Here is a 25238-nt window from a genome sequence, read left to right on the forward strand (position 1 = left end):
GCGGCGATGGGGCCAAGTGACGAGGGCTATCCGCTGGGGTCGAACTCGGCGTGGCCCGCGGCCGACATCGCCGCGGCGTGGGACCGGGAGCTGCCCGGTGTGCGCACCGAGTCCATCGAGATCATCACGCCGCTCTGGCGGATCGCGAAGGTCCTCGCCGACGACCGCAGGCGCACGCTGGCCGAGCTCGGGGTCGACCCGTCCACGCTCGACCTGCTCAGCGTGATCAGGCGATCCGGGCCGCCCTACGAGCTCACCACGCGCGAGATCGCGCACCGCACGCTGGTTACCGCGGGCGCGGTCTCGCAACGCGTCGCGCGCGCCGAGCAGGCCGGACTGGTCGAACGATCACCGTCGTCGGCATCGCGCCGCGCGGTCGCCGTCCGGCTCACCGAGGCCGGTCACAACCTCATCGAACCCACTGTGCGCCACCTGCTGGAGCACGAAGCCGACCTGATCGGCTCGCTCACGGCGACCGAGCGCGAGACCCTCACCGGCATCCTCGCGCGGCTGGAGCAGGCGCTGGTCTCAGGCGGCTAGGGAGAGCACCGCGTCCAGGCCGCGAGGCCGATCGCGGTGCCGGGTGCTGGGCAGCACGTAGACCGCCAGCCCCACCCGCGCCGCCGCGCCGTCCTTGACCGGGTCGTCGCCGACGAACAGGGTGCGCGACTCCTCGACGCCCAGTTCCGCGCAGGCGATGCGGAACAGGTCGGGCTCGGGCTTGACCGAGTCGTGCTCGCAGGACAGCACGAACGTGTCGATCAGGTCCGTCACACCCAGCTCGTCGAAGGTGGGCCGGATGTCCCAGCCGATGTTGCTCACCACGCCGAGCTTCAAGCCCTCCGCGTGCAACGTCTTCAGCACCGACGCGGTGTCGGGGTAGGCGGGCCAGGAACCGGGGTCGGCCAGGCACGCGTACAGCGACTCGCCGAGCACCGCCGGGTCGGCGTCGGGCCGGAAACCGCTGGCGGACTCGGTCATCATCCGGGTCCACACCGCGCGGTGCCGCTCGGCGGAACGATCACAACCTTCGCGTTCGGCGAGCCCGCGCGGGCCGTCCACCCGCTCCCTCGTGCGGTGGATCAGCGCGGCGGCCTCGTCGAACCCGAGCAAGACCCCCCGTTCGGCTGCCTGGTGCTGTACACCGCACGGCGTCAACACGTTGCCGTCGTCGAACAGGGTCCCCGAGAAGTCGAAGAGCACGGCGTCGAACCGTCTGGACACGCACACCCCCGTGGCTAGGCGAATCCGGCTCGAGGCTACCCAGAGATCAGTCCGCCCCGGCCCGCCAAGCGGCGGTCACGGCGGACAGTGCGTCCGCTCGGTCTACACCGATCCGCCGAGCGGCCGCGACGAAATCCCTGGCCAGCGCGGTCAGCTCGGCGGGGGTGTACTCCTCGGTGATCTCCGCCACGACCGTGCCCCTGCGGCCCGCCGTGCTGAGCATCCCGGCCGTCTCCAGCTCCCGGTAGGCCCGTGCCACCGTGCCCGCCGACACCCCGAGATCGCGGGCGAGCTGGCGGACGGTGGGCAGCCGGGTCCCCGCGGCCAGCGTCGACGAGGTGATCAGCGCCCGGAGCTGGTCGTGCACCTGGCGCCACGGCGGCTGCCCGTTCGTCGTGTCGACCTCGATCAGCAGGTTCATCCAGTCGCTTCCGGTGTCCTTCTCGGTGGCAGGTAGATGACGACCACGCAGGCGAGCGCCGTCCCGACCAGCAGCACGACCACGGGCAGGCCGGGCACCCAGGGGGACACGCGCGCGGCCAGGAAACAGCCCAGCAGGACGTACCCGGCCCCGAGTGCCATTCTGCAGCTCGCCAAGCGCATGGCCATGTCCACCTTCGCCTCGCCGGCCGGAACGCGGAGGACTGCCAGCCGGATCGTGGTCTCGACCAGGCCGACCGCGAGGACCGCTCCGCCGAGCGACACCGCGAGGTCGCCCGTCGATGTGAGGCTCGCGGTGACCGTCGCGGTGAACAGCGCCACCTCGAGAACGGTCGCCCACAACGGCACCAGGTCCTCGCGCCGGCGCGGAACCAACGATGCCCGGCGAACCGCGCCCTTCTGCCTGCGCATCGCCATCAGCACTTCGCCGAGCAGCAGTCCTGAGGCGACCGGGAACCACAGGCGCAACACGATGTCGTTGGTGATGCCGGGGATCTCGCCGAAGGCGATCGTCGCCACCACGCACACGCACCACACCGCCACATAGGTCGCGTTGCGTCGGCGCAGGTGCGCGGTCGCCGACCGGACGTCGTCCTCGGTCGGCCGAAGGACTCCCCATCTCCGCAACCACTTCGCGCCGTCGCCCGGCGAACCGACGAGCACGACGGCGAGGACGCTCACCACGAGCAGGGGAACGACGTACGACATCACAGACTCCCGACTTTGTACCGAGTTGTCGATACAATGTCGGGAGTCCGGTGAACTGTCAACTCATCACAGGGTGCCGGTCGCCAACAGGCCACCGTCCACGCGCACGGTCTCGCCGCTGATCCACGAGGCCGCGTCCGAGGCCAGGAACGCCACCAGGCCCGCCACGTCCTCCGGGGCGCCGAGCCTCTTGAGCGGGTAGTTCGCGGCGGCGTCGTCCTCGCGGCCGGTGTAGAGGTGCTCGGCGAACTTGGTCTTGACCACCGCCGGGGCCACCGCGTTGACCCGCACCTTCGGGCCGAGCTGCCAGGCCAGCTCCTCGGTGAGCCGGATCAGCGCCGCCTTGCTCGCGCCGTAGGCCGCGATCACGCCGCTGGAGCGCAGCCCTGCCACCGAGGCGACGTTGACCACCGCGCCGCCGTGCTCGCCCATCCACGCCTTCCACGCCTGCTGCACGAAGCCCAGCGCGCCGACCACGTTGGTGTCGAAGATCTTGCGGACCGCGTTGAGGTCGGCCTCCATCAGGAAGCCGAAGACCGGGTTGATCCCGGTGTTGTTGATCAGCACGTCCAGCGAGCCGAAACGCTCGACCGTGCTGCCGACGGCCTCGGCGCGGGCCTCGTCGGAGCCGGTGTTGGCGACCACCGCGAGCACGCGGTCCGCCCCGCCCTCGACCGAGGCGGCGAGCTTGCCGGCCGCGGCGTCGAGGTCGTCGGCCTTGCGTGCGGTGATGGTCACCGATGCGCCCCTGGACAGCAGCTCCTCGGCGATGGCGAACCCGATGCCCCGGCTGCCGCTGGTGATTAGCGCGGTCCGGCCGGCGAAGTCGTTCGGCGTGGTCATGTCAGCACTCTAGGGCCGGTTACCGGCCAGTAGCCAGGGCGCGTGGCAAAACCGGTCGAACGCGTCGCGTAAACTGGCACCGTGGTCTTGATGGATTAGCGGCGCGCGTGGCCCACCCCCGTTGCTGAAAGGGGAGGTGGGCGGATGCCCCCTGTCTTCCGCCACGCGAGTCGTCTGGAGTTCTTCCCTTGATCACTGTCACGGACCTGGAGCTGCGCGCGGGCTCCCGCATCCTGCTGTCCGACACCACCCTTCGCGTCCAGCCCGGCGACCGGATCGGTCTCGTCGGCCGCAACGGCGCGGGCAAGACCACCACGCTGCGCGTGCTCGCCGGTGAGGGCGAGCCCTACGCGGGCGCCGTGCTGCGCTCCGGCGAGCTGGGCTACCTCCCGCAGGACCCCCGCGAGGGCGACCTGTCCATGACCGCGAAGGACCGGGTGCTCTCCGCGCGCGGGCTGGACGAGATCCTGCGCGAGATGCAGAAGCTGCAGACCGTCATGGCCGAGCTGGTCGACGAGAAGGAGCGCGACGCCGCCGTGCGCAAGTACGGCAGGCTGGAGGACCGCTTCGCCGCGCTCGGCGGGTACGCGGCCGAGAGCGAGGCGGCCCGCATCTGCGCCAACCTCGGCCTGGCCGACCGCATCCTCGCCCAGCCGACCGGCACCCTCTCCGGCGGTCAGCGCCGCCGGGTGGAGCTGGCCCGCATCCTGTTCGCCGCCACCGAGGCCGGCTCGGGCAAGTCCGACACGATCCTGCTGCTGGACGAGCCGACCAACCACCTCGACGCGGACTCGATCACCTGGCTGCGCGGGTTCCTCAAGGGCCACAGCGGAGGCCTCGTGGTGATCAGCCACGACGTGGACCTGCTCGCCGACGTGGTGAACAAGGTGTGGTTCCTCGACGCCAACCGCGCCGAGGTGGACATCTACAACATGGAGTGGAAGCGCTACCTCGACGCGCGCGCCGCCGACGAGAAGCGGCGCAAGCGCGAGCGGGCCAACGCGGAGAAGAAGGCGGGCGCGCTCAAGGCCCAGGCCGACAAGATGCGGGCCAAGGCCACCAAGGCGGTCGCCGCGCAGAACATGGCCCGCCGCGCCGACAAGCTGCTGGCCGGGCTGGAGAGCGAGCGCACGGCCGACAAGGTCGCCAAGATCCGCTTCCCGGAGCCCGCCGCCTGCGGCAAGACGCCGCTGACCGCGGAGGGGCTGTCCAAGTCCTACGGCTCTCTGGAGATCTTCGCCGGGGTCGACCTGGCCATCGACAAGGGCTCCCGCGTGGTGGTGCTCGGTCTCAACGGCGCGGGCAAGACCACGCTGCTGCGGCTGCTCGGTGGGTCGGAGCGGCCCGACTCGGGCCAGGTCGTGCCCGGTCACGGCCTGCGGATCGGCTACTACGCGCAGGAGCACGAGACGCTGGACCACGACGCCTCGGTCTGGGAGAACATCCGGCACGCCGCCCCGGACGCGCCCGCCCAGCAGCTGCGCACGCTGCTCGGCGCGTTCCTGTTCACCGGCGAGCAGCTGGACCAGCCCGCGGGCACGCTCTCCGGCGGTGAGAAGACCCGGCTGGCGCTGGCCGGGCTGGTCTCCAGCGCGGCGAACGTGCTGCTGCTGGACGAGCCGACGAACAACCTCGACCCGGCCAGCCGGGAGCAGGTGCTCGACGCGCTGCGCAGCTACCGGGGCGCGGTCGTGCTGGTCACGCACGATCCGGGCGCGGTGGAGGCGCTGGAGCCCGAGCGGGTGATCCTGCTGCCCGACGGCACCGAGGACCACTGGTCGGCCGATTACCTAGAGCTGGTGCAGCTGGCCTGATCGGCCACCACTGCCGAGGCCAGGCACCGCCTTTAGCGCGTCCAGTTGATCCACAGGGCGTGACTCGCCGATCACGTGGCGATGATTTTTCATGATCGCCTGGCGTTTGCGGCTTCCGTGTTCGATCATTGCGGCGACGGGGGCCATGATCGGCCCCACTGGTCAAACGGAAGGCGGGACAAGGTGGCTGACCTGAAGAAGGGCGCCCGGATCACGGGGACGGCCCGGGACAAGCTTGCCGCTGACCTCAAGAAGAAGTACGAGAAGGGGGCGAGCATCCGCTCCCTCGCCGAATCTACCGGGCGCTCGTACGGCTTCGTGCACCGGGTCCTCAGCGAATCGGGGGTGACTCTCCGCGGCCGTGGCGGCGCCACGCGGAGCAAGAAGAAGTAGACCCGGCGCGAGGCAGCGCAATCTCTCTCACTGTTACGGACAGGAGCCCGAGTGTCGATCGTCGACGCTGGCCTGCTCGACGCCGGGGGCGTCCAGCTCGCGCTGGACGGCCCCCTGGCAACCATCACCCTGCACCGTCCGGAGGTGCTCAACGCTCAGACCCCCGCGACGTGGGCGGCGCTGCGCGGGATCGGGGAAGCACTCTCCCCCGAGGTGCGGGTGGTCGTGGTGCGCGGGTCCGGCCGGGCTTTCTCGGCCGGGCTCGACCGCAGCCTGTTCACCGCCGGTGACGGCGAGGGCGGCCCGGGGCTCATGTCGATCGCGACCATGTCCGCCGAGCGCGCGGACGCGGTCATCGCCGAATTCCAGCAGGCGTTCAGCTGGCTGCGCGATCCGGCCCGGGTGACCGTCGCCGGGGTGCAGGGCCACGCCATCGGGGCCGGGTTCCAGCTCGCCCTGGCCTGTGACCTGCGGATCGCCGCGACCGACGCCAAGTTCGCCATGGCCGAGACCGGGCTCGGCCTGGTTCCCGACCTCGGCGGCACGCTGCCGCTGGTGCGCTGCGTCGGCTACGCGCGCGCCGTGGAGATCTGCCTGACCGGCCGCCGCGTCGGCGCCGAGGAGGCCGAGCGGATCGGCCTGGTCAACTCCGTCACCCCGGTCGACGAGCTGGACGACGCCGTGGACAACCTCGTGCGCGCCCTGCTCAACCCGCAGCCGAACGCCACCCGCGAAACGCTGGCGCTGCTGCACTCCGCGGCCGACAACCCCGTGCCCGAGCAGCAGCTCGCCGCCGAGCGCGCCGCCCAGATCCGCCGCCTGGCCGAACTGAGCGCCCTCCTCCACAACGCCTGACCCCGCGCCGCGCTGACGCACCGAATGACTCATTCAGGCTGTCCAGCGGAGCGAACGCGGCGTTCGCGGGGAGCGGTGCGCGGCGAAGTGGATCTCTCGGGCGGGAAGATATCGGGAGCTCCCGCTGTTGTGCTCGACGCAACCAGGGGAGAGGACCGCCGTGGACGGAACGTGGATGCTCATGCGCAGCGCGATGGAGAGCGCTGACGTACCGAACAAGATTCGCAAGGGCACGCTGAAACGCGTCCTCTCCTTCGCCCGGCCGCACCGGCGCACGCTGATCGCGTTCCTGGCGATCACGGTGGTCACGGCGGTGCTGGCGGTCGCGACGCCGGTGCTCGCGGGGCGGGTGGTCAACGAGATCAGCGGCGGCGGTGACTCCGGCGTCGTGGTCGGCATCGCGTTGCTGATCGCGGGGCTCGCCGTGGTGGAGGCCGGGGTCGGGCTGGTCGAGCGGTGGTTGTCGGCGCGCATCGGCGAGGGACTCATCTACGACCTGCGCCGCGCCGTCGTCGGCCACGTGCAGAAGATGCCGATCGCGTTCTTCTCCCGCACGCGCACGGGCGCGCTGGTGAGCCGCCTCAACAACGACGTGATCGGTGCGCAGCGGGCGTTCACCTCGACCCTGTCCGGCGTCGTCGCCAACATCATCCAGCTCGCGCTGGCGCTCGGCGTGATGCTGACCCTGTCCTGGCAGGTCACCGTGATCGCGCTGGCGCTGCTGCCGGTGTTCGTGCTGCCCGCGCGGCGGATGGGCCGCAGGATGGCCGCGCTGCAAAGGGAAGCGGCCGGGCACAACGCGACGATGACCACGCAGATGACCGAGCGGTTCTCCGCGCCGGGCGCGACCCTGGTCAAGCTGTTCGGGCGCCCCAAGGACGAGGCCGACGAGTTCGGCGCCCGTGCCGCGCGCGTGCGTGACATCGGCATCCGCACCGCCATGACCACGCGCGTGTTCATCACCGCGCTGACCCTGGTGTCGAGCCTGGCGTTGGCGCTGGTCTACGGCCTCGGCGGCTGGTTCGCCCTGGAGGGGCGGCTCGCCGCGGGCACGGTCGTCTCGCTCGCCCTGCTGCTGACCCGGCTCTACACGCCGCTGACCGCGCTGGCCAACGCGCGGGTGGACGTGATGAGCGCGCTCGTCTCCTTCGAGCGCGTGTTCGAGGTGCTCGACCTGCCGCCTGCGATCACCGAAAAGCCCGATGCCACGAAGGTTCCGGATGGGCCTGTGTCGGTGGAGTTCGACGACGTGCGTTTCGCCTACCCGTCGGCGGACAAGGTTTCCCTTGCCTCCCTTGAGGAAGTGAAGACGCTCGACACGCGTGGCGGCGAGGAGGTGTTGCACGGCTTGAGCTTCCGCGCTGAGGCCGGTCAGCTCGTCGCGCTCGTCGGCTCCTCGGGCGCGGGCAAGTCCACGATCGCCGGCCTGGTGCCGCGGCTCTACGACGTGGACTCCGGCGCGGTTCGACTGTCCGATGTGGATGTTCGCGACCTGTCGTTCGACTCGATCAGGCAGACGGTGGGCGTGGTGACCCAGGACGGTCACCTCTTCCACGACACGATCGGCGCGAACCTGCGCTACGCGCGCCCGGACGCGACCGACGAGGAGATCTGGGACGCGCTGCGCGGAGCCCGGCTCGCCGACCTGGTGCGGTCGCTCCCGGACGGACTGGAAACCGTTGTGGGAGAACGGGGTTACCGGCTCTCCGGCGGTGAGCGGCAGCGGTTGACCATCGCCCGCCTGCTGTTGGCGCGGCAGCGCGTGGTGATCCTGGACGAGGCCACCGCGCACCTGGACTCGGAGTCCGAGGCGGCGGTCCAGGAGGCCCTCGCCGAAGCGTTGGCGGGGCGGACCGCGTTGGTGATCGCGCACCGGCTGTCCACCATCCGCGCCGCCGACCAGATCCTGGTCGTCGAGGCCGGGGAGATCGTCGAGCGCGGCACGCACGACGAACTCCTCGCGGCAGAAGGACGTTACGCCGAGCTGTACCGGACGCAGTTCCGCGCCGCCGAACCCGCCGAGCCCGCCGCGCCGGTCGCACTGCCGCACGCGCTCGACGACTTCGGCGCGTTGTGGCAGCAGAGCCTGATCGAGGTGCAGCGGCTGTTCCCGACGCGCCTGCGCATGGTGCTCGACGGCGACAAGGGAACCGAAGCGCGGCTGCGAGAGCTGGTCCGCGCGGAGGAGGCGTGCTGCCCGTTCTTCGCCTTCACCGTGACGCGCGAGGGCGATCGGCTCGTGCTGGACACCGACGTGCCCGAGGCCGCGGCCGTCGTCCTCGACGAGATGGCGACCGCGGCCCTGAGGTCACGCGAGCCGCGGGACCCGCTTGCCGTAGTGGGCGAGTAGGTCCTTGTTCGCCTGGTCGCCGCCCTCGGTGTTGGCGCTGCGCCACAACGGCAGGTCCAGTCCGTCGCGCTCGGCCCGCTCGTGCAGCGAGACGAGCAGCAGGTTCCACACGAACATGGTGGCCAGCGAGGACAGCGGCGCGGTGACCGGCGCGGCGGCCGGGTGCGCGGCGTCGCCGGGCGGGACCAGGGTGTCCAGCACGATGCTCGACTCGGCGGCCAGGGTCGTGCCCGAGCGCTTCGGCGCCGCGGAGCTGGCGGGCCCGGAGGTCACCCCGATCACCGGCAGCCCGGCGGCGCGCCCGGCCCTGGCCAGCTCGACGGGGTAGGGGTTCACCCCGGAGGTGGAGAAGACGATCAGCACGTCGTCCGGCCCGAGCGGGTCGGCCGCCAGCACCTCGGCGGCCAGTCCGGAGCGCCGCTCGGCGTCGGTGCTGGACTTCGCGCCGTGCATCGGCAGCAGGTCGGGGTGGTAGAGCGGGCGCACGCAGGACAGCCCGCCCGCGCGGTAGAAGGTCTCGGCGACCGCGGCCAGCGAGTGGCCCGCGCCCGCCGTGACGATCAGGCCGTCCTTGGCGATCGCCGTGGTCAGCGCGTCCACCGCGCGTTCGACGGCCTCGGCGTTGTGCCGCTCCAGCCTGTCCAGGTGCTCGTGCACCGTGCCCGCGTATCCCATCCTTGTGGTCTAAACCACTCTCCGTACCCGTGTCAACACCGCGCCCGAGCCGGTGATCTTGTCAGGGGTCGGTCGTAGGTTCCTGCCATGCGGGAGATGCGGATCCGCCCGGCGCGGGCGGCGGACGCGGGGGCGATCACCGAGCTGGTCCACGCGTCATCGGCCTACCAGGGCGGCTACGCGTCCATCCTGGACGGGTACGAGGTGACCGGTGCGCAGGTGGAGGCCACGGTGACCTTCCTGGCCGAGGACGACGCCGGCGACGTCGTCGGGTGCTACAGCCTGGTTCCGGGCGATGCCGAGCTGGACCTGCTGTTCGTGGCCGACGCGGCGCAGGGCACCGGGCTGGGCGCGCGGCTCGTGCGGCACATGCTGGAGCGGGCGCGGGAGCTCGGGCTGACCTCGGTGCGCGTGGTGTCGCACCCGCCCGCCGAGGGGTTCTACCGGCGCACTGGCGCGGTCCGGGTCGGCACGGTGCCCGCCAAGCCGCCGAAGGTGCCGTACGAGCGGCCGGAGCTCCGCTGGAACCTGGTTGCGGACCGAACAGGGGATGTGTTCGTATGAACATGTGGAGAGTGCGGAACGGTACGACCTGATCGCGAGCGCGCTGCGCGAACGGGACCGCGTGGAGGTCGCCGAGCTGGCCGAGCTGACCGGCTGCTCGGAGATGACCATCCGGCGGGACCTGGACGTGCTGGAGCGCGACGGGCTGCTGCGCCGGGTGCGCGGCGGCGCGGTCAGCACGCTCAGCGGCGAGGGCGCTCCCTACGGCGTGCGCGCCCGGCAGCAGGTCGAGGTCAAGCAGCGCATCGGCAAGGTCGCCGCCGAGCTGCTGGACGACGGCGAGAGCGTGGTGATCGACGCGGGCACCACCACGCTGGAGGTCGCGCGCGTGCTCGTCGGCCGCAGGCTGACCGTGCTGCCGCTGTCCCTGCACGCGGCCAACGTCCTCGCCGAGGGGTCGGGGATGCGGCTGGTCATGCCCGGCGGCGAGGTGAGCCCGCGCGAACTGGCCTTCTACGGGCAGCTCACCCGCGGCGCCTTCGACCGGATGCGGTTCGACACCGTGGTGCTCGGCGTGTGCGGGCTGACCGTGGCCGACGGGGTCAGCTCCTTCGACCTGTGCGACGCCGAGACCAAGCAGGCGGCGATCCGCGCCTCCGCCAGGGTGATCGCGGTGACCGACTCGGCCAAGCTCGGCCGGGTCGCCTTCGGCCGCGTCTGCCCGATCACCGACCTCGACGTCCTGGTCACCGACCGGGACGCGCCAGCAGACCAACTCGACCGGTTCCGTGAGGCCGGTGTGGAGGTGCACCTTGCCTGAAGCCACAGTGGGCGTTCCCGCCGCGGTGCGGACCGCGCGGCGCGCCACCTCCCTCGTCTTCGGCATGCACGCGGGCCTGTTCGCCGCGTGGACGCCGCACATCCCGCTGGTCAAGGAGCGCCTGGGGGTGGGCGACGGGGTGCTCGGCCTGCTGTTGCTCGGCGCCCCGATCGGTGCGTTGCTGGCCATCCTCGCGGCGGGACCGATGATCGCCCGCTGGGGCAGCAGGCCGATGATGATGATCACCGCGGCCGGCTACGGCGGGGTGTCGTTCCTGCTCGGCCTCGCGGGCTCCGGAGTGGCGCTGTTCCTCGCGCTGATGGTGTGGGGTGCGTTCCAGAGCGCGTTGGACGTGGCGATGAACGCGCAGGCGGTCCTGGTCGAGCGGCAGTACGACCGCCCGGTCATGTCCAGTTTCCACGGGTTCTGGAGCCTGGGCGGTTTCGTCGGGGCCGGGGTGGGAGCGCTCACAGTGGGTGCAAACGTCGGCTTGACCGTGCAGATGCTCGTACTGGGCGTCCTGTTGATCGTCGTCGTATTCGGCGTGAACCGCGTGCTGCTGACCGGTGATCACGCCGAGGAGGCAGACGCCCACGCGAAGGTCCGCACGCGCGACGTGCTGCGGGACGGACGGTTGCTGGCGTTGGGAGCGCTCATGTTCGCCGCGCTGCTGTGCGAGGGCGCCGCGGCCGACTGGGCGGCGATCTACCTCCGCGACTGGCTCGGCACCACGGCGTCCTTCGCGGGCGCGGGTTACTCGGTGTTCGCGGTCGCGATGTTCGTCGGCCGGGGGCTGGGGGACCGGTGGGTTGCCCGGTACGGCCCGCGTCTGGTGGTCGGCGGCCTCTCGGTGCTGGCCGCGGTCGTGTTCGCGGCGGGTCTCGCCGTGGCCCAGCCGTGGGCGGCACTGCTCGGGTTCGCAGCCCTGGGCCTCGGCGTCGCGTGCGCGGTGCCGGTGGTGTTCTCCAGCGCGGCGGAGCTGCCCGAGCGGCATGCGGCCCAGTCGATCGCGGCGGTCTCGGCCATCGCGTGGCCCGGTTTCCTGTTGGGCCCCACGGTGATCGGTGGACTGTCGGAGGCGGTCACGCTGCCTTTCGCGCTGATCCTGCTGCCTGTGTTGTGCGCGGCGATCGGGCTCGGTGCCCGGCTCATCCTCCGCGGCCGCCGCGTGACCTAGCGCGGTGGTCGGCGACGTAGATGCGGTTGGCGCACTGCGTCGAGCAGAACCGCCTGCGACCGTTGCGCGAGGTGTCGATGAACACCACCGTGCAGTCCTCGCGGGCGCAGCAGCCGAGCCGCCCGCCGCCGGAGGCGCAGATCACGTGCGCCAGCCCGGTGGCGGTGCGCGCCTTCACCCGCTTCACCGTGCTGTCGGTGTCCAGCGAGTAGTGCAGGTGCGGCGTCATCTCGCCCTCGTGGCGCGCGATCGTCGGCCGGATGGCGGCCTCGCCGAGCAAGCGGTTCAGCACGGCGATGCGCTCGTCGAGGTCGGTCGTCTCGAAGACCACGCGCAGTTTTGCCGCCCAGGCAAGGAGTTCCGCGGTCTCCTCGGCGTCGACGACGGGCTTGGTCGTGTTGTAGGACAGCAGCAGCTCGTTCATCCCTGGCGGGTCGATGCCGGGGTCGGCGTTGACCAGGCCGACCGCCAGCGACGCCTTGTCGCTGCCGTAAGGGTTGATCTGCACTAGCCCATGACAGCAGGCTGGGGGCATGCAGCGCAATGAGATTCCGGACGCGGTGACCTGCCCGAACTGCGGATGGCGCGCCGGGGACGCGGTGACCTCGGCGCACCACACGTCCACCGGCGCGGTCCGCTACGTGCACTGCGTCTGCGGGCTGCGTCTGGTGCTGCTCGGCGAGACGCTGATCGGCACCGCGGGCGCCCCGGACGCGGCGATGGCGGGCTGACCGTCTACTTAGGACACTTGGCGGAGCATGCGGAGCTGGCCGACCTCGGTGACGTTCTTCATCAGCTCCGCGTTCACCCACGCGACCATGTGCGCGATCCGGTGCTCGGGGTCGTTCGGCCACGGAAACGGTGCCACGGCGTCGAGTTCGGCCTCGGTGAGCCCGCCCAGCACGCTCACCCACTCCGTGCGCAGATCGCGCAGCCACGCCACTGCCGCGGCGCCGTCGCCGGGCCACGTGACGTCAACGCGCTCGCGCGGAGTGCGGCCGCGCGCGTGGTCGATCGCGGTGCTCCACCACCAGCCGATGTGCCAGGTGACCCATGCGATCGTGGGCACCGGGATCGGGTCCAGCTCGGCCTCGTCCCAGTCCGGACGCCACGCGCCGTCCTCGCCGCGGTGCACGGTCCAGCAGAGGTTTCCGGGCTCCCACAGGAAATCAGCGGGTTCGAGGCGAGCGAGGTGGTAGTCGAACAGCGACCACGTGAGGTCGAACTGCCAACGCAGCAAGGCACGAGGAGAGGCGGACATGGCGCAGACCATGGCACAGCGCCATGGGCGGCACGACCTGGTTTCCGACGGGCCCGAGTGGCCGTTCCCCGGTCACCACAGTTAGGGTACCCCTGTTGTGGTAGTTGGGTCGGGGACGGACATGGCTTCAGGAGTACGGGCGCACTCACGCCGCGAACTGCTCGCGGACGCGGCGATCGAAGTGCTGGCCAGGGAAGGCGGCCGAGGACTCACCCACCGCGCGGTGGACCGAGAGGCCGAAGTCCCCATCGGTACCGCCAAGAACTACTTTCCCACACGCAACGCGCTGCTGGTCGCCGCGGCCCGCCGGATGGCCGACGAGCACGGCGCCGCGGTGCAGGTGCTCCGCGAGACCACGCCCGCCGAGGTGCGCCCTGACCAGGTCCGCGAGCTGTACCCGGCGATGCTGGCCAGGGCCGTTTCCGGTGATCGAACCCAAACGCTGGCCCTGTTCGAGCTGTACCTGGAGGGCGTCCGCCGCCCCGAGGTGCGCGAGGCGCTGGGGGAGATGGTCCGGGCCAACGCCGAGGGCGTGATCGCCGTGCACCGCTCGGCCGGGCTGGACACCACACCGCGCGACGCGGCGCTGCTGGACGCGTACTTCCTGGGCGTCTCGATCTCCTTGCTGGCCCTGCCGGAGGACGCGCTGGGCAAGCTCGGCCTCGACGATCCGCACGACCTCGGCCACGGCCTGTTCGCGGCCGCGGTCCCCGGTGTGTCAGACGCTTGCGATGATCATGGCGATCGGCGCGTTGACGAGCCCGTGGGCCAGGATCAGCACCCAGGGGTTGCGGTGCCTGGACCAGAGGTAGCCGAGGAAGAGCCCGGTCACCCCCTGGTTGGCCACGACTGAGGCCAGATCGAGCGCCACGCCGTTGCCGCCCTGGATCGCCGCGTGCCAGACGGCCCACAGCAGCGCGGAGACGACGATCGCGGGCCACCGCCCGTAAAGCGACTCCAGTCGCGTCTGCAACCAGAACCGGTAGAACACCTCTTCCAGCGCGGAGTTCACCAGGAACACCGTCAGCAGCACCACGAGTGGCGCCGGCTGACCGCTCCACGGCGTCAGCACGCTGGTCAGTCCGATGTAGACGGCCACGACCGCGATCGGTCGCAGCCATCGCCCTTGAAGGTCCACTGTGGACCATTCCCGCCAGCTCACCCGGACAACGGCGAGCGGGGTCAGCAACAGCAGCGCGAGCTTCAGGCCCAGGAACCACAGGTCTCCGCGCGGTGACAGGTAGTAGCCCACCGCGAACGCGGCCGCGAGTCCCGCCAATGTCCACGCCTGCAGCGCGATCCGGCGGGGTTCCGTCCCTGTGAACGGATCGGCCGCCGGTTTTCTCGGTGCCAGCAGCACGGCTGCCACCAGGCCCGCGACCACCGGTGTCCACATGAGCCACAACGGTCGCGTCCCGCCGTGATCGGCCGTGTAGCGCAATGCGGTGTTTCCCGTGAGGACCAACCCCAGCAAGGCCGCCACGTACACCGCGACCCCGCCGACGAGTAACCCTTTCCCGGCACGCGGAGTGGGGCGCATGGGTGGAGTCTAGATCATTTGGGTGATGTCGAGGACGGAGAAGGTCGTTCCGGCCACGGGAGGTTTGCCGCAACTGTTGGGCCACGCGGGCAAGGGGGTGGGGGCGAGCTGGACGGACCACGTCCGTCCGTCCGCGTGGCGGACGGAGACCTCGTCCGACGATTCGGAGACGACCCTCAGGGAGGCCGCGGTGGTGTCACCGGTGAGCGAGCGGACGGCGAGTTCGGCGACCTGTCCGGCCCTGCTCCACGTGGCCCGGCCCCGGCAGCCTTGGAGCATCATTTCCCCGGCGGTCGTCGCCTTCAGCAGTTCGCGCGTCTGCGGGCCGTCGAGCCTGCCGTGCACATAACCGGTCGGCAGTGCGACCACGGCGGGGGCGAAGCGGTGGCCGCCGGTGTGCGTGCTCTCCCAGATCGCCTCGCCGTGCTCGGCCGCCAGCTCCGCGGCGATGGGACGGCCGAGCAGGGCGCAGCAGCGGTCGCGCTTGCCGTTGGTGCAGACCAGCAGCAGGGGGGCCGCGGTCACCGTGCCGAAGGTGGGCTCGTCGCCGGTGAGGTCGAGGTCCAGCAGCTCCTCGGGGTCCTCGACGGTGTGCCGCGCCAGCCAGGCCGCGCCCGGGCGCGTCGAGGCGAGGTAGACCCGGCGCGGGCGGGGCAGGTGCAGGTCCGGGTGGCGACCCGGCCGGCGGATCAGCACGATCCGGACGCCGGTCTCCTTCATCCGCCGGGCCAGCTCGGCGCCGACCCGCCGGTCGAGGTGGCTGTCCACCAGTGCGTCCGCGCCCCACGGTCCCGGCTGTTCGAGGCAGAGCCAGGTGGCCGCGACCGGGGCGGTCCCGGCCAGGGGCTCGGCGGCGGCGAGGGCGGCGCAGGTGGTCACTGGCGCTCCTCCGGGCGTGGTGTGCATACGCTGCCCATCATCACCCGGTTGGTTCTTGAACGGCACCCCGGGGTTGCCGGAGGACCGCGCCGGGAATGGACGTGGTCGCGGGCTGGCCCGGCGTGGCAGCCTGGGGCGGGGAGGTGGCCATGGCTGAGCCCGGTAGCTACCGGTACGGACCGTGGGAGGGCGGGCGCGACCCGCTGGCGCCACCGCCGGACCTGCGGGCGGCGCTGGAGGAGATCGGCCGCGAGGTGATGGCGGGGGCCTCGCCGGAGTCGGCGCTGCGGGAGCTGCTGCGGCAGGGCCTGCCGGGCACCCGCGGGCTGGACGAGCTGACCCGGCAGGTGTGGCAGCGGCGTGCGGCGTTGCAGCGCAGGCACCGGCTCGACGGGACCGTGCAGGAGGCGCGCAGGCTGCTGGACCGCGCGCTCGCCGCGGAACGGCGCGAGCTGGACTCCGACAGCGGCGAGGACGCCCGGTTCCGGCAGGTGCGGCTGGACATGGTGCCGAACGACGTCGGCGGGGCCGTGCGCGAGCTGGCCGACTACGACTGGCACTCCGCCGAGGCGGCCGAGGCCTATCGGGAGATCCAGCAGCTGCTCGGGCAACAGATGGTGGAGCAGCGGTTCAAGGGCATGCGCGAGGCCATGAGGCAGGCGCGGCCGGAGGACGCCGAGCGGGTGCGCGAGATGCTGGCCGACCTCGACGACCTGCTGACCGCGCACGCGCAGGGGCACCCCGACACGCATCGGCGGTTCGAGGAGTTCATGCGCCGGCACGGGGACTTCTTCCCGGAGAACCCGCGCACCACCGACGAGCTCATCGACTTGCTGGCGGCCCGCTCGGCGGCTGCGCAGCGGATGCTGAACTCGATGACCCCGCAGCAGCGCGCCGAGCTGGCGCAGCTGTCGCGGCAGGCCTTCGGCGACCCCAGGCTCGCCGAAGCGCTGTCCACAGTGGATGACAAGCTGCGCGCGCTCCGGCCGGGCGAGGACTGGTCGGGGCGCGGCCGGTTCCGCGGTGACCAGGCGATGGGCATGGCCGAGGCGACGGAGGCGCTGCAGGAGCTGGGCGAGCTGGACCGGCTGGCCGAGCAGCTGGCGCAGGCCCACCCGGGTGCGCGACTGGAGGACATCGACTCCGAACTGCTGGAGCGGCACCTCGGCGAGCAGTCCACTGTGGACGCCAAGGCGCTTGCCGATCTGGAACGGCAGTTGCGCGCGCGGGGAATGCTGGAACGCGGACCGGACGGTGACCTCCGATTGAGCCCCAAGGCGTTGCGCCGCTTGGGGGAAGACACCTTGCGCGATGTGCTCGGCAAGCTCCGCGGGGCACGGGGAGAACGCGATGCCGGCCGCGCGGGCGCGGCGGGGGAGCGGACCGGCTCCACCAGGCCGTGGCGTTTCGGCGACACCGAGCCGTGGGATGCCGCGCGCACGGTGGCGAACGCGGTCCTGCGCACGGCGGGAACCGGTGCGGCGCTGTCGATTGACGTCGGCGATGTGGAGGTCGCTGAGACGGAGCAACATTCGCGAGCGGTCGTCGCGCTGTGCGTAGACACGTCGTGGTCCATGATCCAAGACGGTCGCTGGGTACCGATGAAGCGGACTGCGCTTGCGCTGCACCACTTGGTGCGCACGCGCTTCCGCAGCGACGAACTGCAACTGATCACCTTCGGCAGGCACGCGATGAGCGTCGACATCGGCGAACTCACCGCGCTGGAAGGAACCTACGAGCAGGGGACGAACCTGCACCACGCGCTGATGCTCGCCGGACGGCACCTGCGCCGCCATCCGGACGCGCACCCGGTTGTGCTCGTGGTGACCGACGGCGAGCCGACCGCGCACCTGGAACCCGACGGGGAAGCCGTTTTCGACTACCCGCCGCGGCCGGAGACGATCGCCAGGACCATGGCCGAGGTGGACGCGCTGGCCCGCCGGGGCGCGGGCGTCACCGTGTTCATGCTGGGCGAGAACCCCGGGCTGGCCGCGTTCGTCGACACCATCGCGCGGCGCACCGGTGGTCGTGTGCTCGCGCCGACGACCGACGGGCTCGGTGCCGCGGTCGTCGCGGACTACCTGCGCAACCGGCGGGGATGACCGACTGTCCAACTAGGACAACACGAAAGGTCGCTGTGTCGCTGCGCGCAAAAGTTGATCAAACGGCATGATGAGGGTCCGGAGCAGAACGGCGACACCGGAGGGGAGGACTTCCCCAGTGGAGGTCGACAAGCAGCGAAGGCCGCGGTGGCGGTGGGTGCTGCCAACGCTGATGGTGCTGGCGTGGCTGGTTTTCGGGGGCTTCAGCAGTCAGTTCCAGAGCCGCCTCGCGGAGGTGCAGAAGAACGACAACGCCTCCTTCCTGCCCGCGAGCGCGGAGTCCACCGAGGCGACCAACCTGCAGGCGGCGTTCTCCGACAAGCGGGTGCTGCCCGCGGTGCTGGTCTTCGAGCGCCCGGCCGGGCTGACCATGACCGACCAGAACGCCTTGCAGGAGCGGCTGGTCCAGCTCGCCGCGTTGCCCGGGGTCAACGGCCAGATCACCCCGCCCGACCTGGCCAAGGACGGCAAGGCGGTGCAGGCCGTCGCCGCGCTGGACGCCCAGGACGGGGCGAAGCTGGCCAGGACCATCGCCGAGCTGCGCGAGGTGGTCGGCAAGAGCCTGCCCGCAGGTCTCAACGCCTACGTCACCGGCCCGGCGGGTCTGCTCGGCGACCTCGCCGACATCTTCAAGGGCATCGACGAGCTGCTGCTCGGGGTGACCGCCGCGGTGGTCGCGCTGATCCTGGTCGTGGTCTACCGCAGCCCCCTGCTGCCCATCCTGGTGCTGGCCTCCGCCGGGCTGGCGCTGGCCAGCTCCACGTTCGTGGTCTACGAGCTGGCCGCCAACGAGGTCCTCACGCTCTCCGGCTCCAGCCAGGGCATCCTGTTCATCCTGGTCTTCGGCGCCGCGACCGACTACGCCCTGCTGCTGGTCGCCCGCTACCGCGAGGAGCTGCGCAGGCACGCGTCGCCCTACGTGGCGATGGGCAAGGCCTACCGCGCCTCCTTCGAGCCGATCCTGGCCTCGGCGGGCACGGTCGTGCTCGGCCTGATGTGCCTGCTGCTGTCCGAGCTGAACTCCAACCGCGGCCTCGGCCCGGTCGCGGCCACCGGCATCGTCATGTCGCTGCTGGCCTCGCTGACCTTCCTGCCCGCCGTCCTGGTGATCTTCGGCAGGGTGGCGTTCTGGCCGTTCTGGCCGATGGCGGTGACCGGCAAGCACGCCAAGGTGCCCAGCGACGTCGAACAGCACGGCTCCTGGGCCAGGGTCGCCGCGGCCGTGGGCCAGCGGCCGCGGCTGACCTGGGTGCTCACCGCGCTGGTGCTGCTCGGCGGGGCGGCGCTGCTGCCGCAGTTCACGTCGGCAGGCACCTCGCAGACCGACCTGTTCCTCACCAAGGTCGAGTCGGTCACCGGCCAGGAGGCGCTGTCGGCGCACTTCCCCGGGGGTATCGGCAGCCCTGCGGCGATCATCGCCAACGCGCAGGCCGCGCCCGCGGTGATGGCGGCGGCCAGGGTGCCCGGCATCGCCGACGTCACCATGGGCTTCGACGTGCCGCCCGGCGCCCCGCCGCCCGCGGACGTCAGCCAGCTCAAGCCCAAGGTCGTCAACGGCAAGGTGCAGATCTTCGCCACCTTCTCCGCCCCCGCCGACTCGCCGCAGTCCGTCGCCGCGGTGAAGACGCTGCGCGAGGCGGTGCACGGGGTGCCCGGCGCGGAGGCCAAGGTCGGCGGGTTCACCGCGCTGCAGTACGACGTGCAGGAGGCGTCGTCGCGGGACCGGTGGGTGATCATCCCGGCGGTGCTCGTGGTGATCGTCATCGTGCTGGCGCTGCTGCTGCGCTCGCTGCTGGCGCCGCTGCTGCTGACCGCGACCGTGGTGCTGTCCTTCGCCGCCACCCTCGGCGTCAGCGGGCTGATCTTCGAGCACCTGCTGGGCTGGGGCGGGGCCGATCCGAGCGTGCCGCTGTTCGCCTTCGTGTTCCTGGTCGCGCTCGGCATCGACTACAACATCTTCCTGATGACGCGCGTGCGCGAGGAGGCGGTCAAGCACGGCACGGTCACCGGAACGCTGCGCGGGCTCACCGTGACCGGTGGCGTGATCACCTCGGCGGGTGTCGTGCTCGCGGCCACCTTCGCGGCCCTGGCCGTGCTGCCGCTGCTGTTCCTGGCCCAGCTGGCGTTCCTGGTGGCCTTCGGTGTGCTGCTCGACACGCTGGTGGTGCGCTCGCTGCTGGTACCGGCGCTGACCATCGACATCGGCCGCGCGGTGTGGTGGCCGGGGCGGCTGTGGAAGGCGGAACCGCCTCGGCGGGCAGACGATGAGCCGGGTAATTGTCTAGGGTCGTGACCATGCAACCCTGGTCATCCGTCCCGGTCCCGCGCGTGCCGGGCACGCCCCGCCCGCTTCGGCTCTACGACACCGCATCCGGCGAGGTCAGGCCGACCTCGCCGGGGCAGGTGGCCAAGCTCTACGTCTGCGGGATCACCCCCTACGACGCCACCCACCTCGGGCACGCGGCGACCTACCTCGCCTTCGACCTGGTGCACCGGATCTGGCTGGACAACGGCCACGAGGTGCACTACGTGCAGAACGTCACCGACATCGACGACCCGCTGCTGGAGCGGGCGCAGCGGGACAACCAGGACTGGGTCGTGCTGGGACTGCGCGAGACCGCGTTGTTCCGCGAGGACATGGAGGCGCTGCGGGTGGTGCCGCCGCGCGAGTACGTCGGCGCGGTCGCGGCCATCCCGGAGATCATCGAGGCGGTCGGCAAGCTGCTCGCCTCCGGCGCCGCCTACCGGGTGGACGACGAGCACCCGGACATCTACTTCGACCACGCGGCCACCGGGCGCTTCGGCTACGAGTCCGGCTACGACGAGCAGACCATGCTGACGTTGTTCGCCGAGCGCGGGGGCGATCCGGACCGGCCGGGCAAGCGGCACCCGCTGGACGCGCTGCTGTGGCGGGCCGCGCGCGACGGTGAGCCCTCGTGGGACGGCGAGCTGGGCCCGGGCCGCCCCGGCTGGCACATCGAGTGCACGGCGATCGCGGTCAACCGCCTCGGCGCCACGGTGGACGTGCAGGGCGGCGGCTCCGACCTGATCTTCCCGCACCACGAGTTCAGCGCGGCGCACGCGGAGCAGCTGACCGGCCAGGCGCCGTTCGCCCGGCACTACAGCCACAGCGGCATGATCGGCCTCGACGGCGAGAAGATGTCGAAGTCCAAGGGGAACCTGGTCTTCGTGTCCAAGCTGCGCGCCGACCGGGTCGACTCGATGGCGGTGCGCCTGGCGCTGCTGGCCGACCACTACCGCTCGGACCGGTCGTGGACCGCCGCGCTGCTCGCCTCGGCGGAGAACCGGCTGGCGCGGTGGCGGGAAGCCGTCTCGCTCCCAGCCGGACCCTCGGCGGAGTCCCTTGTGGAGCGGTTGCGCGACCACCTCGGCGACGACCTCGACACCCCGCGCGCGCTCGCGGCGGTGGACGGCTGGGCAGCGGAGGCGCTGACCCGGCGCGGCACGGACACGGGAGCCCCGGCGCTCGTCCGCACCGCCGTCGACGCCCTGCTCGGCATCGCCCTCTGACCCAGCGCTCGTGTACCCAATGTGGCATTTGCTTCATCTGGCGTAACGCATGCCACATTGGGTACATCATCCCCCGTGCGGGGAGCGCGGGGTGGGTTGCGCGCGGCAACGATCTTGTTACGAGATGCTTGCCACGCAACCGCTCCGGGGAAGTCCACGTCTTACTGGTGATCGCTTGATGGGGACTTCTGGGGGAGGACACACGATGAGCGCTCCGGTTCAGGCCTACCGCTACGGCCCCACCGCGCGCGTCCCACAGCGCCGCAGGCGGGCCGCTCAGCTCCAGCGCGCGGCGCTGCGCGCCCGTCCCACGCACGTCACGCACCCGGCGGAGAGCTGCTACTGCCCGGAGTGCTACCGCCCGACCAGCGCTGGCGACGTGCTGTTCGGCATCGTCGGCGGACTGCTGCTGGCCGGGCTCATCGTCGGTTCGGGCTGGCTGTTCGGCTTCTACAACCTCTTCGCCTAGCGCGGGCCCGCCACCATGTCGACCAGATGCCTTGATACGGCACAACAACGTGACGGTCAGCGATCTGCGTAGGAAGTTTTCCCTTGCCGCGCAAGCAGAACTCGCCGTCGCAGCCTCGTGGTGCAAGGCGAGCGCCCGGTCGAAGCGCCGATGCCGAGCCGGTCGAGCACCTTGCGGATCTGCGCAGGAGGCCGTCGCGCGAGGACGCCCGCGAGGCCCGACACCGCGCGGACGACCGACATGCTCATGTCCCACCTCACGCAGTGACGGCGGGAGCGGTGGAGCGCGAGCGACAGCTGACCGGCCATCCTCGCGCGATCACGGTGCCGGGCGACGAGTTCGGTCAGCTCGGGGACGAGCCGCCGGTGCGCGCCGAGCCGCAGCTCGATGTCCACGCAGTCCTCCCACGCGCGCCAGCGGGCCTCCTCGACGAGATCCCGGAAGCGGAAAGCGTCGATCCGGGCGGGATCGGTGCGGAGCGCGTAACCGCTGCCGTGCCGGTCGATGCGGACTTCGTCAACGCCCTGGAACGCCGTCCGCAGCAGTGAGACGTGCTTGTGCACAGCGGATCTCGCGGCTCGGGGGAGGTCGGCCGGCCACAGCAACCGGGTGATGTCGTCGAGCGGGACCCAGCGGTTGACCCGCGTGAGCAGTGCGGCCAGCACCAGCCGGCGTTGCGGTGTGCCGACGACGACCGACGCGCTGCCGGTCGAGGTCTCCAGTTCCCCCAGCACTGTGAAACGCAGAGCTGCCCCCTCGCCTGGGACAGAGGTGGCCGATGCGGGAGATCGGCCACCCCTGTCGCCGCCCAGTGCCACCGGCTCGCGCCGATGAGCTCACGGCCGCGGTCGCGGAACAACCCCCTGTGCTCCGTCCCCTCACCCGCGACCGGCTCCACCAGCCTCCTGCGTGGCCGGACCGCCTGCCAAGCCGTGGCGCTAAACTGGGACAGAGGGATAAAAAGGTGCCTCTGTCCTGCGATAACGCCGTTCTTGGGGACGCCGGGGATTCGGAGGGACACGGGTGGATTCGCGGGCGTGGGCCGCGCGGCTCGCGGAGCGGTTCAGCGAGCTGAAGCAGCGGTCCGGGCGCAGCTACGACGTGCTGGCGAAGCGGTCCGGGATCAGCCGCTCGGTGCTGCACCGCTACTGCTCCGGCGCGGCCGTGCCCACCGAGTTCGGCTTCGCCGAGCGCTTCGCGAAGGTCTGCGGCGCCGACCGGGACGAGTTGATCGAGCTGCACCGGATGTGGGTGCATGCCAGCGGGGACACCTCCGCGGAGCCGGCGCCGGAGCCCGTCGTGCACGCGCAGTTCGACGTACCGCGCGTGGTCGAGGACTTCACCGGTCGCGAGACGGAGCTGAAGCGGCTGCTGTCCGCGTTGCCCGGGGAGTCCGCGCCGCTGGGCGGTCTGGTGATCAGCGCGCTGGACGGGATGGGCGGCATCGGCAAGACCACCCTGGCCGTGCTCGCGGCGCACCGGATGCGCGAGCGGTTCCCCGACGGGCACCTGTTCATCGACCTGCACGCGCACACCGAGGGCCAGGAACCGCTGAGCGCGGGCGCCGCGCTGGACCGGTTGCTGCGCGCGGTCGGCACGCCCGGCGAGGCCATCCCCGAGGACATCGACGAGCGGGCCGGGGCGTGGCGGGCGGCGATGGCGGGCCGTCGTGCGCTCGTGGTGCTGGACAACGCGATCGACTCCGCACAGGTCCGGCCGTTGCTGCCGGGCAGCCCCACGTGCTTCGTGCTGATCACGAGCAGGCGCAGGCTGCTCGACCTCGAAGGCGTGCGCACGCTGACCCTGGACGTCCTCACACCGGACGAGGCCGCCGCCCTGTTCGCCACGGTCGCCGCCGTGCCCGACGGAGCCTCCGTGCGCGAGGCCGTGCGGCTGTGCGGATATCTGCCGCTGGCCATCAGGATCGCCGCGGCGCGCCTGCGCAGCCGTCCATCGTGGACGGTTGAGCACCTGGTGCGGCGGCTGGGCAACGAGCACCGCAGGCTCGCCGAACTGCAGGTCGGCGATCGCAGTGTCGCCGCCACGTTCTCCTTGTCCTACAAGCTGCTCACGGCCGAGCAGCAGTGGATGTTCCAGCTGCTGGGCCTCGCGCCCGGTGACGACATCGACGTGCTCCGCGCGGCCGCGCTGGCGCGTGTGCCCGACACGGTGGCAGAGGACCTGCTGGAGTCGTTGGTCGACGCGCACCTGTTGCAGCAGCCCGCGCCCGGCCGCTACCAGTTCCACGACCTCGTCCGCGCGTACGCGGCAGATCGTGCGCGCGAGGAAATCCCTGCCGCTGAAAGGGAACAGGCTCTTCGGCGGATGTTCGAGTTCTGCGTGCAGGGCACTGTGCGCGCCGAGCGGTTGTTCAACCCGAATCGCCTGCCGTTGGCGCTGCCCGAGCCAAAGGAGGACGCCGGGCCGTACCCGTTCTCCACTCCGGAAGAGGCTCTGGAGTGGTGCGAGGCGGAGCGGGTCAACCTGGTCGCCTCGGCCCGCACGGCCGCCGAGGAGAACCTGCACCCGTACTCGTGGCAGCTCGCGTGGTCCCTCGGCGGGTATCTGTACCTGCGCAGCCACTGGTCCGACTCGATCGCCGTCTACGAAGCCGCGCTGGCCGCGACGTGGCGCAGCGGGGACCGCCTCGCGCAGAGCAGGATGAACTACGCGCTCGGCATCGTGTGGCGGCAGCTCGGGCGGTTCGACGAGTCCATCGCCGCCTACGACCTCGCGTTGGCGGTGCAGCGCGGCGAGGGGATGGCCGCGGAGGAGGCGATGACCCTCGTCGGTCTCGCCGACGCCTGCGCGGGCCTCGGGAGGCTGGACGAGGCGATCGAGTGCAACCGGCGGGCTCTGGAGGCCTTCCGCGCGGAGGGCCACCCGTGGGGCGAGGCGCTGGCGCTGCTCGGGCTCGGCGACGCGACCCTGGCCCGGGGTGAGCTGACCGAGGCCTCCGCCTACCTGAACCAGGCCATCCTGCTCGCGCACGCCCTGCAGGACGTCTACGCGCAGGGGCGCGCCGGTGGCAGGCTGACCGAAGTGTTGCTGCGTCAGGGAAATCCGGCCGAGGCGGTCGAGCGCGGGCGCGGTTTCCTCGCGCTGCTCGAAGAGGTCGGTGACCCGTGGGAGACCGCGAACGTGCTGTTCCACCTGGGGCAGGCGTACGCGGCGCTCGGCGACACCGAGGCGGCGCGACGCCACCTGCGCGGCGCCGAGGAGATCTTCGGGGAACTGGGCGACGAGACCACCCGCACGGTCAGGGAGTCGTTGCTGGCGCTGGGGAAGGCCCCGCCGCCGCCCCGCGGCTGCGCCGGAGCGCGCGAGTTCATGAACGATTCTCCCTTTCATTAGGATTTCACCGGAGCTGATTACCTTGCGCCGCATGAACATTCGTGCAGCCGCCGTGGCGGCTCTGTCCCTCGCCGCGATGAGCCTCGCGGTCCCGTCCGCGAACGCGGCGCCCGGTTGCGGTGGCTACTGGAACGACGCCACCTACGCCTACTACACGCACTGCGGCCCGACCTCGGTCCTGATCGACGTCGACGTGGCGTGGGGAGCGGACTTCACCAGGTGCGTGGGGCCGAACTCCACGACCAACATCGGCTTGTGGCCGCGCACCCGCAACGCCTGGTACGTCCGGCCCTGCTGA

24 protein-coding genes and 2 pseudogenes are annotated in these 25238 nt (G+C 71.5%); 16 read left to right on the forward strand and 10 right to left on the reverse strand.

Going from position 1 to position 25238, the window contains the following annotated elements; translation table 11 throughout:
• Nucleotides 1–6: 6 nt before the first annotated feature.
• Nucleotides 7–540, forward strand: a complete 534-nt coding sequence (locus BLT28_RS01390; protein WP_030429273.1) for a MarR family winged helix-turn-helix transcriptional regulator — start codon at nucleotides 7–9, stop codon at nucleotides 538–540.
• Here the strand turns inward: BLT28_RS01390 and BLT28_RS01395 are convergent.
• The 4 genes from BLT28_RS01395 to BLT28_RS01410 all read right to left on the reverse strand — a co-directional run bounded on the left by BLT28_RS01395 (nucleotide 529) and on the right by BLT28_RS01410 (nucleotide 3216).
• Nucleotides 529–1224 carry an HAD family hydrolase gene (locus tag BLT28_RS01395; RefSeq protein ID WP_030429272.1) on the reverse strand — a complete coding sequence of 232 codons (696 nt, stop codon included), beginning with the start codon at nucleotides 1222–1224 and terminating at the stop codon, nucleotides 529–531. The two genes, BLT28_RS01390 and BLT28_RS01395, sit on opposite strands and share 12 nt — an antisense overlap.
• A gap of 46 nt (nucleotides 1225–1270) precedes the next feature.
• Nucleotides 1271–1645 carry a GntR family transcriptional regulator gene (locus BLT28_RS01400; protein WP_030429271.1) on the reverse strand — a complete coding sequence of 125 codons (375 nt, stop codon included), beginning with the start codon at nucleotides 1643–1645 and terminating at the stop codon, nucleotides 1271–1273.
• A complete protein-coding gene (locus tag BLT28_RS01405; protein ID WP_030429270.1) occupies nucleotides 1642–2373 on the reverse strand; it encodes a hypothetical protein in 732 nt (243 codons plus the stop codon). The genes BLT28_RS01400 and BLT28_RS01405 overlap by 4 nt, the downstream gene beginning before the upstream one ends.
• Before the next feature lie 66 nt (nucleotides 2374–2439).
• Nucleotides 2440–3216 (reverse strand): SDR family oxidoreductase, encoded by a 777-nt coding sequence (locus tag BLT28_RS01410; protein ID WP_030429269.1) that lies wholly within the window; start codon nucleotides 3214–3216, stop codon nucleotides 2440–2442.
• Between the two features lie 188 nt (nucleotides 3217–3404).
• Between BLT28_RS01410 and BLT28_RS01415 the strand changes: the two genes are divergently transcribed.
• From BLT28_RS01415 to BLT28_RS01430, 4 genes and pseudogenes are all read left to right on the forward strand, one after another.
• Nucleotides 3405–5030: an ABC-F family ATP-binding cassette domain-containing protein gene (locus BLT28_RS01415; RefSeq protein WP_030429268.1), complete on the forward strand. Its 1626-nt coding sequence runs from the start codon at nucleotides 3405–3407 to the stop codon at nucleotides 5028–5030.
• A gap of 183 nt (nucleotides 5031–5213) precedes the next feature.
• The gene (locus BLT28_RS01420) at nucleotides 5214–5423 is read left to right on the forward strand and encodes a helix-turn-helix domain-containing protein (protein ID WP_030429267.1); all 210 of its coding nucleotides are present in this window, start codon (nucleotides 5214–5216) and stop codon (nucleotides 5421–5423) included.
• 51 nt (nucleotides 5424–5474) lie between these two features.
• Nucleotides 5475–6278 carry an enoyl-CoA hydratase/isomerase family protein gene (locus BLT28_RS01425; RefSeq protein WP_052407238.1) on the forward strand — a complete coding sequence of 268 codons (804 nt, stop codon included), beginning with the start codon at nucleotides 5475–5477 and terminating at the stop codon, nucleotides 6276–6278.
• A 160-nt stretch (nucleotides 6279–6438) separates the two neighbouring features.
• A pseudogene (locus BLT28_RS01430) lies at nucleotides 6439–8292 on the forward strand (ABC transporter ATP-binding protein); the annotation flags it as partial.
• Between the two features lie 294 nt (nucleotides 8293–8586).
• On the opposite strand, the gene BLT28_RS01435 reads toward BLT28_RS01430, so the two are convergent.
• Entirely contained in the window at nucleotides 8587–9303 is a 717-nt protein-coding gene (locus BLT28_RS01435; RefSeq protein WP_030429264.1) for a sugar isomerase domain-containing protein, read from the reverse strand.
• A gap of 87 nt (nucleotides 9304–9390) precedes the next feature.
• On the opposite strand from BLT28_RS01435, the gene BLT28_RS01440 reads away from it, so the two are divergent.
• From BLT28_RS01440 to BLT28_RS01450, 3 genes are read left to right on the forward strand one after another with little or no spacing between them, the layout of a single operon-like run.
• Complete coding sequence (locus BLT28_RS01440) at nucleotides 9391–9867, forward strand: GNAT family N-acetyltransferase (RefSeq protein ID WP_030429263.1); 477 nt, start codon at nucleotides 9391–9393, stop codon at nucleotides 9865–9867.
• Between the two features lie 4 nt (nucleotides 9868–9871).
• Nucleotides 9872–10627 (forward strand): DeoR/GlpR family DNA-binding transcription regulator, encoded by a 756-nt coding sequence (locus tag BLT28_RS01445; RefSeq protein ID WP_030429262.1) that lies wholly within the window; start codon nucleotides 9872–9874, stop codon nucleotides 10625–10627.
• The gene (locus BLT28_RS01450) at nucleotides 10620–11804 is read left to right on the forward strand and encodes an MFS transporter (RefSeq protein ID WP_156050871.1); all 1185 of its coding nucleotides are present in this window, start codon (nucleotides 10620–10622) and stop codon (nucleotides 11802–11804) included. Before BLT28_RS01445 ends, BLT28_RS01450 begins: the two co-directional genes overlap by 8 nt.
• Here the strand turns inward: BLT28_RS01450 and BLT28_RS01455 are convergent.
• Nucleotides 11776–12312, reverse strand: coding sequence for a CGNR zinc finger domain-containing protein (locus tag BLT28_RS01455; protein ID WP_043811236.1), 537 nt, complete (start codon nucleotides 12310–12312; stop codon nucleotides 11776–11778). The genes BLT28_RS01450 and BLT28_RS01455 overlap by 29 nt on opposite strands.
• Nucleotides 12313–12337: 25 nt before the next feature.
• On the opposite strand from BLT28_RS01455, the gene BLT28_RS01460 reads away from it, so the two are divergent.
• A complete protein-coding gene (locus BLT28_RS01460) occupies nucleotides 12338–12535 on the forward strand; it encodes a hypothetical protein (protein ID WP_030429259.1) in 198 nt (65 codons plus the stop codon).
• 8 nt (nucleotides 12536–12543) lie between these two features.
• On the opposite strand, the gene BLT28_RS01465 is transcribed toward BLT28_RS01460, so the two are convergent.
• Nucleotides 12544–13065: a DinB family protein gene (locus BLT28_RS01465; RefSeq protein WP_156050869.1), complete on the reverse strand. Its 522-nt coding sequence runs from the start codon at nucleotides 13063–13065 to the stop codon at nucleotides 12544–12546.
• A 121-nt stretch (nucleotides 13066–13186) separates the two neighbouring features.
• On the opposite strand from BLT28_RS01465, the gene BLT28_RS01470 reads away from it, so the two are divergent.
• On the forward strand, nucleotides 13187–13918 hold the full coding sequence (locus BLT28_RS01470) for a TetR/AcrR family transcriptional regulator (RefSeq protein ID WP_197683947.1): 732 nt from the start codon (nucleotides 13187–13189) through the stop codon (nucleotides 13916–13918).
• Here the strand turns inward: BLT28_RS01470 and BLT28_RS41625 are convergent.
• Together BLT28_RS41625 and BLT28_RS01480 are read right to left on the reverse strand one after the other, a co-directional pair.
• Nucleotides 13874–14605, reverse strand: a pseudogene (locus BLT28_RS41625) (CPBP family intramembrane glutamic endopeptidase); the annotation flags it as partial. The gene BLT28_RS01470 and the pseudogene BLT28_RS41625 overlap by 45 nt on opposite strands.
• A 9-nt stretch (nucleotides 14606–14614) precedes the next feature.
• A complete protein-coding gene (locus BLT28_RS01480; RefSeq protein WP_043811233.1) occupies nucleotides 14615–15484 on the reverse strand; it encodes a sucrase ferredoxin in 870 nt (289 codons plus the stop codon).
• A 149-nt stretch (nucleotides 15485–15633) separates the two neighbouring features.
• Here BLT28_RS01480 and BLT28_RS01485 point away from each other — a divergent pair, with 149 nt between their 5' ends.
• The 4 genes from BLT28_RS01485 to BLT28_RS01500 all read left to right on the forward strand — a co-directional run bounded on the left by BLT28_RS01485 (nucleotide 15634) and on the right by BLT28_RS01500 (nucleotide 21586).
• Nucleotides 15634–17586 (forward strand): vWA domain-containing protein, encoded by a 1953-nt coding sequence (locus BLT28_RS01485; protein ID WP_030429254.1) that lies wholly within the window; start codon nucleotides 15634–15636, stop codon nucleotides 17584–17586.
• Nucleotides 17587–17758: 172 nt separating this feature from the next.
• Nucleotides 17759–19879, forward strand: a complete 2121-nt coding sequence (locus tag BLT28_RS01490; RefSeq protein ID WP_052407266.1) for an MMPL family transporter — start codon at nucleotides 17759–17761, stop codon at nucleotides 19877–19879.
• Between the two features lie 2 nt (nucleotides 19880–19881).
• On the forward strand, nucleotides 19882–21117 hold the full coding sequence (gene mshC / locus BLT28_RS01495) for a cysteine--1-D-myo-inosityl 2-amino-2-deoxy-alpha-D-glucopyranoside ligase (protein WP_030429252.1): 1236 nt from the start codon (nucleotides 19882–19884) through the stop codon (nucleotides 21115–21117).
• A gap of 205 nt (nucleotides 21118–21322) precedes the next feature.
• Nucleotides 21323–21586: a hypothetical protein gene (locus BLT28_RS01500; protein WP_030429251.1), complete on the forward strand. Its 264-nt coding sequence runs from the start codon at nucleotides 21323–21325 to the stop codon at nucleotides 21584–21586.
• A 56-nt stretch (nucleotides 21587–21642) separates the two neighbouring features.
• Here BLT28_RS01500 and BLT28_RS01505 read toward each other — a convergent pair whose 3' ends face one another.
• Nucleotides 21643–22320 carry an AfsR/SARP family transcriptional regulator gene (locus BLT28_RS01505; RefSeq protein WP_030429250.1) on the reverse strand — a complete coding sequence of 226 codons (678 nt, stop codon included), beginning with the start codon at nucleotides 22318–22320 and terminating at the stop codon, nucleotides 21643–21645.
• A 289-nt stretch (nucleotides 22321–22609) separates the two neighbouring features.
• Between BLT28_RS01505 and BLT28_RS01510 the strand changes: the two genes are divergently transcribed.
• Together BLT28_RS01510 and BLT28_RS01515 are read left to right on the forward strand one after the other, a co-directional pair.
• Nucleotides 22610–24940, forward strand: a complete 2331-nt coding sequence (locus BLT28_RS01510; RefSeq protein WP_052407236.1) for an XRE family transcriptional regulator — start codon at nucleotides 22610–22612, stop codon at nucleotides 24938–24940.
• Nucleotides 24941–24971: 31 nt separating this feature from the next.
• A complete protein-coding gene (locus BLT28_RS01515; RefSeq protein WP_063766553.1) occupies nucleotides 24972–25238 on the forward strand; it encodes a DUF6355 family natural product biosynthesis protein in 267 nt (88 codons plus the stop codon).

It is taken from the genome of Allokutzneria albata, from assembly GCF_900103775.1.
In the GTDB taxonomy this organism is placed as follows: domain Bacteria; phylum Actinomycetota; class Actinomycetes; order Mycobacteriales; family Pseudonocardiaceae; genus Allokutzneria; species Allokutzneria albata.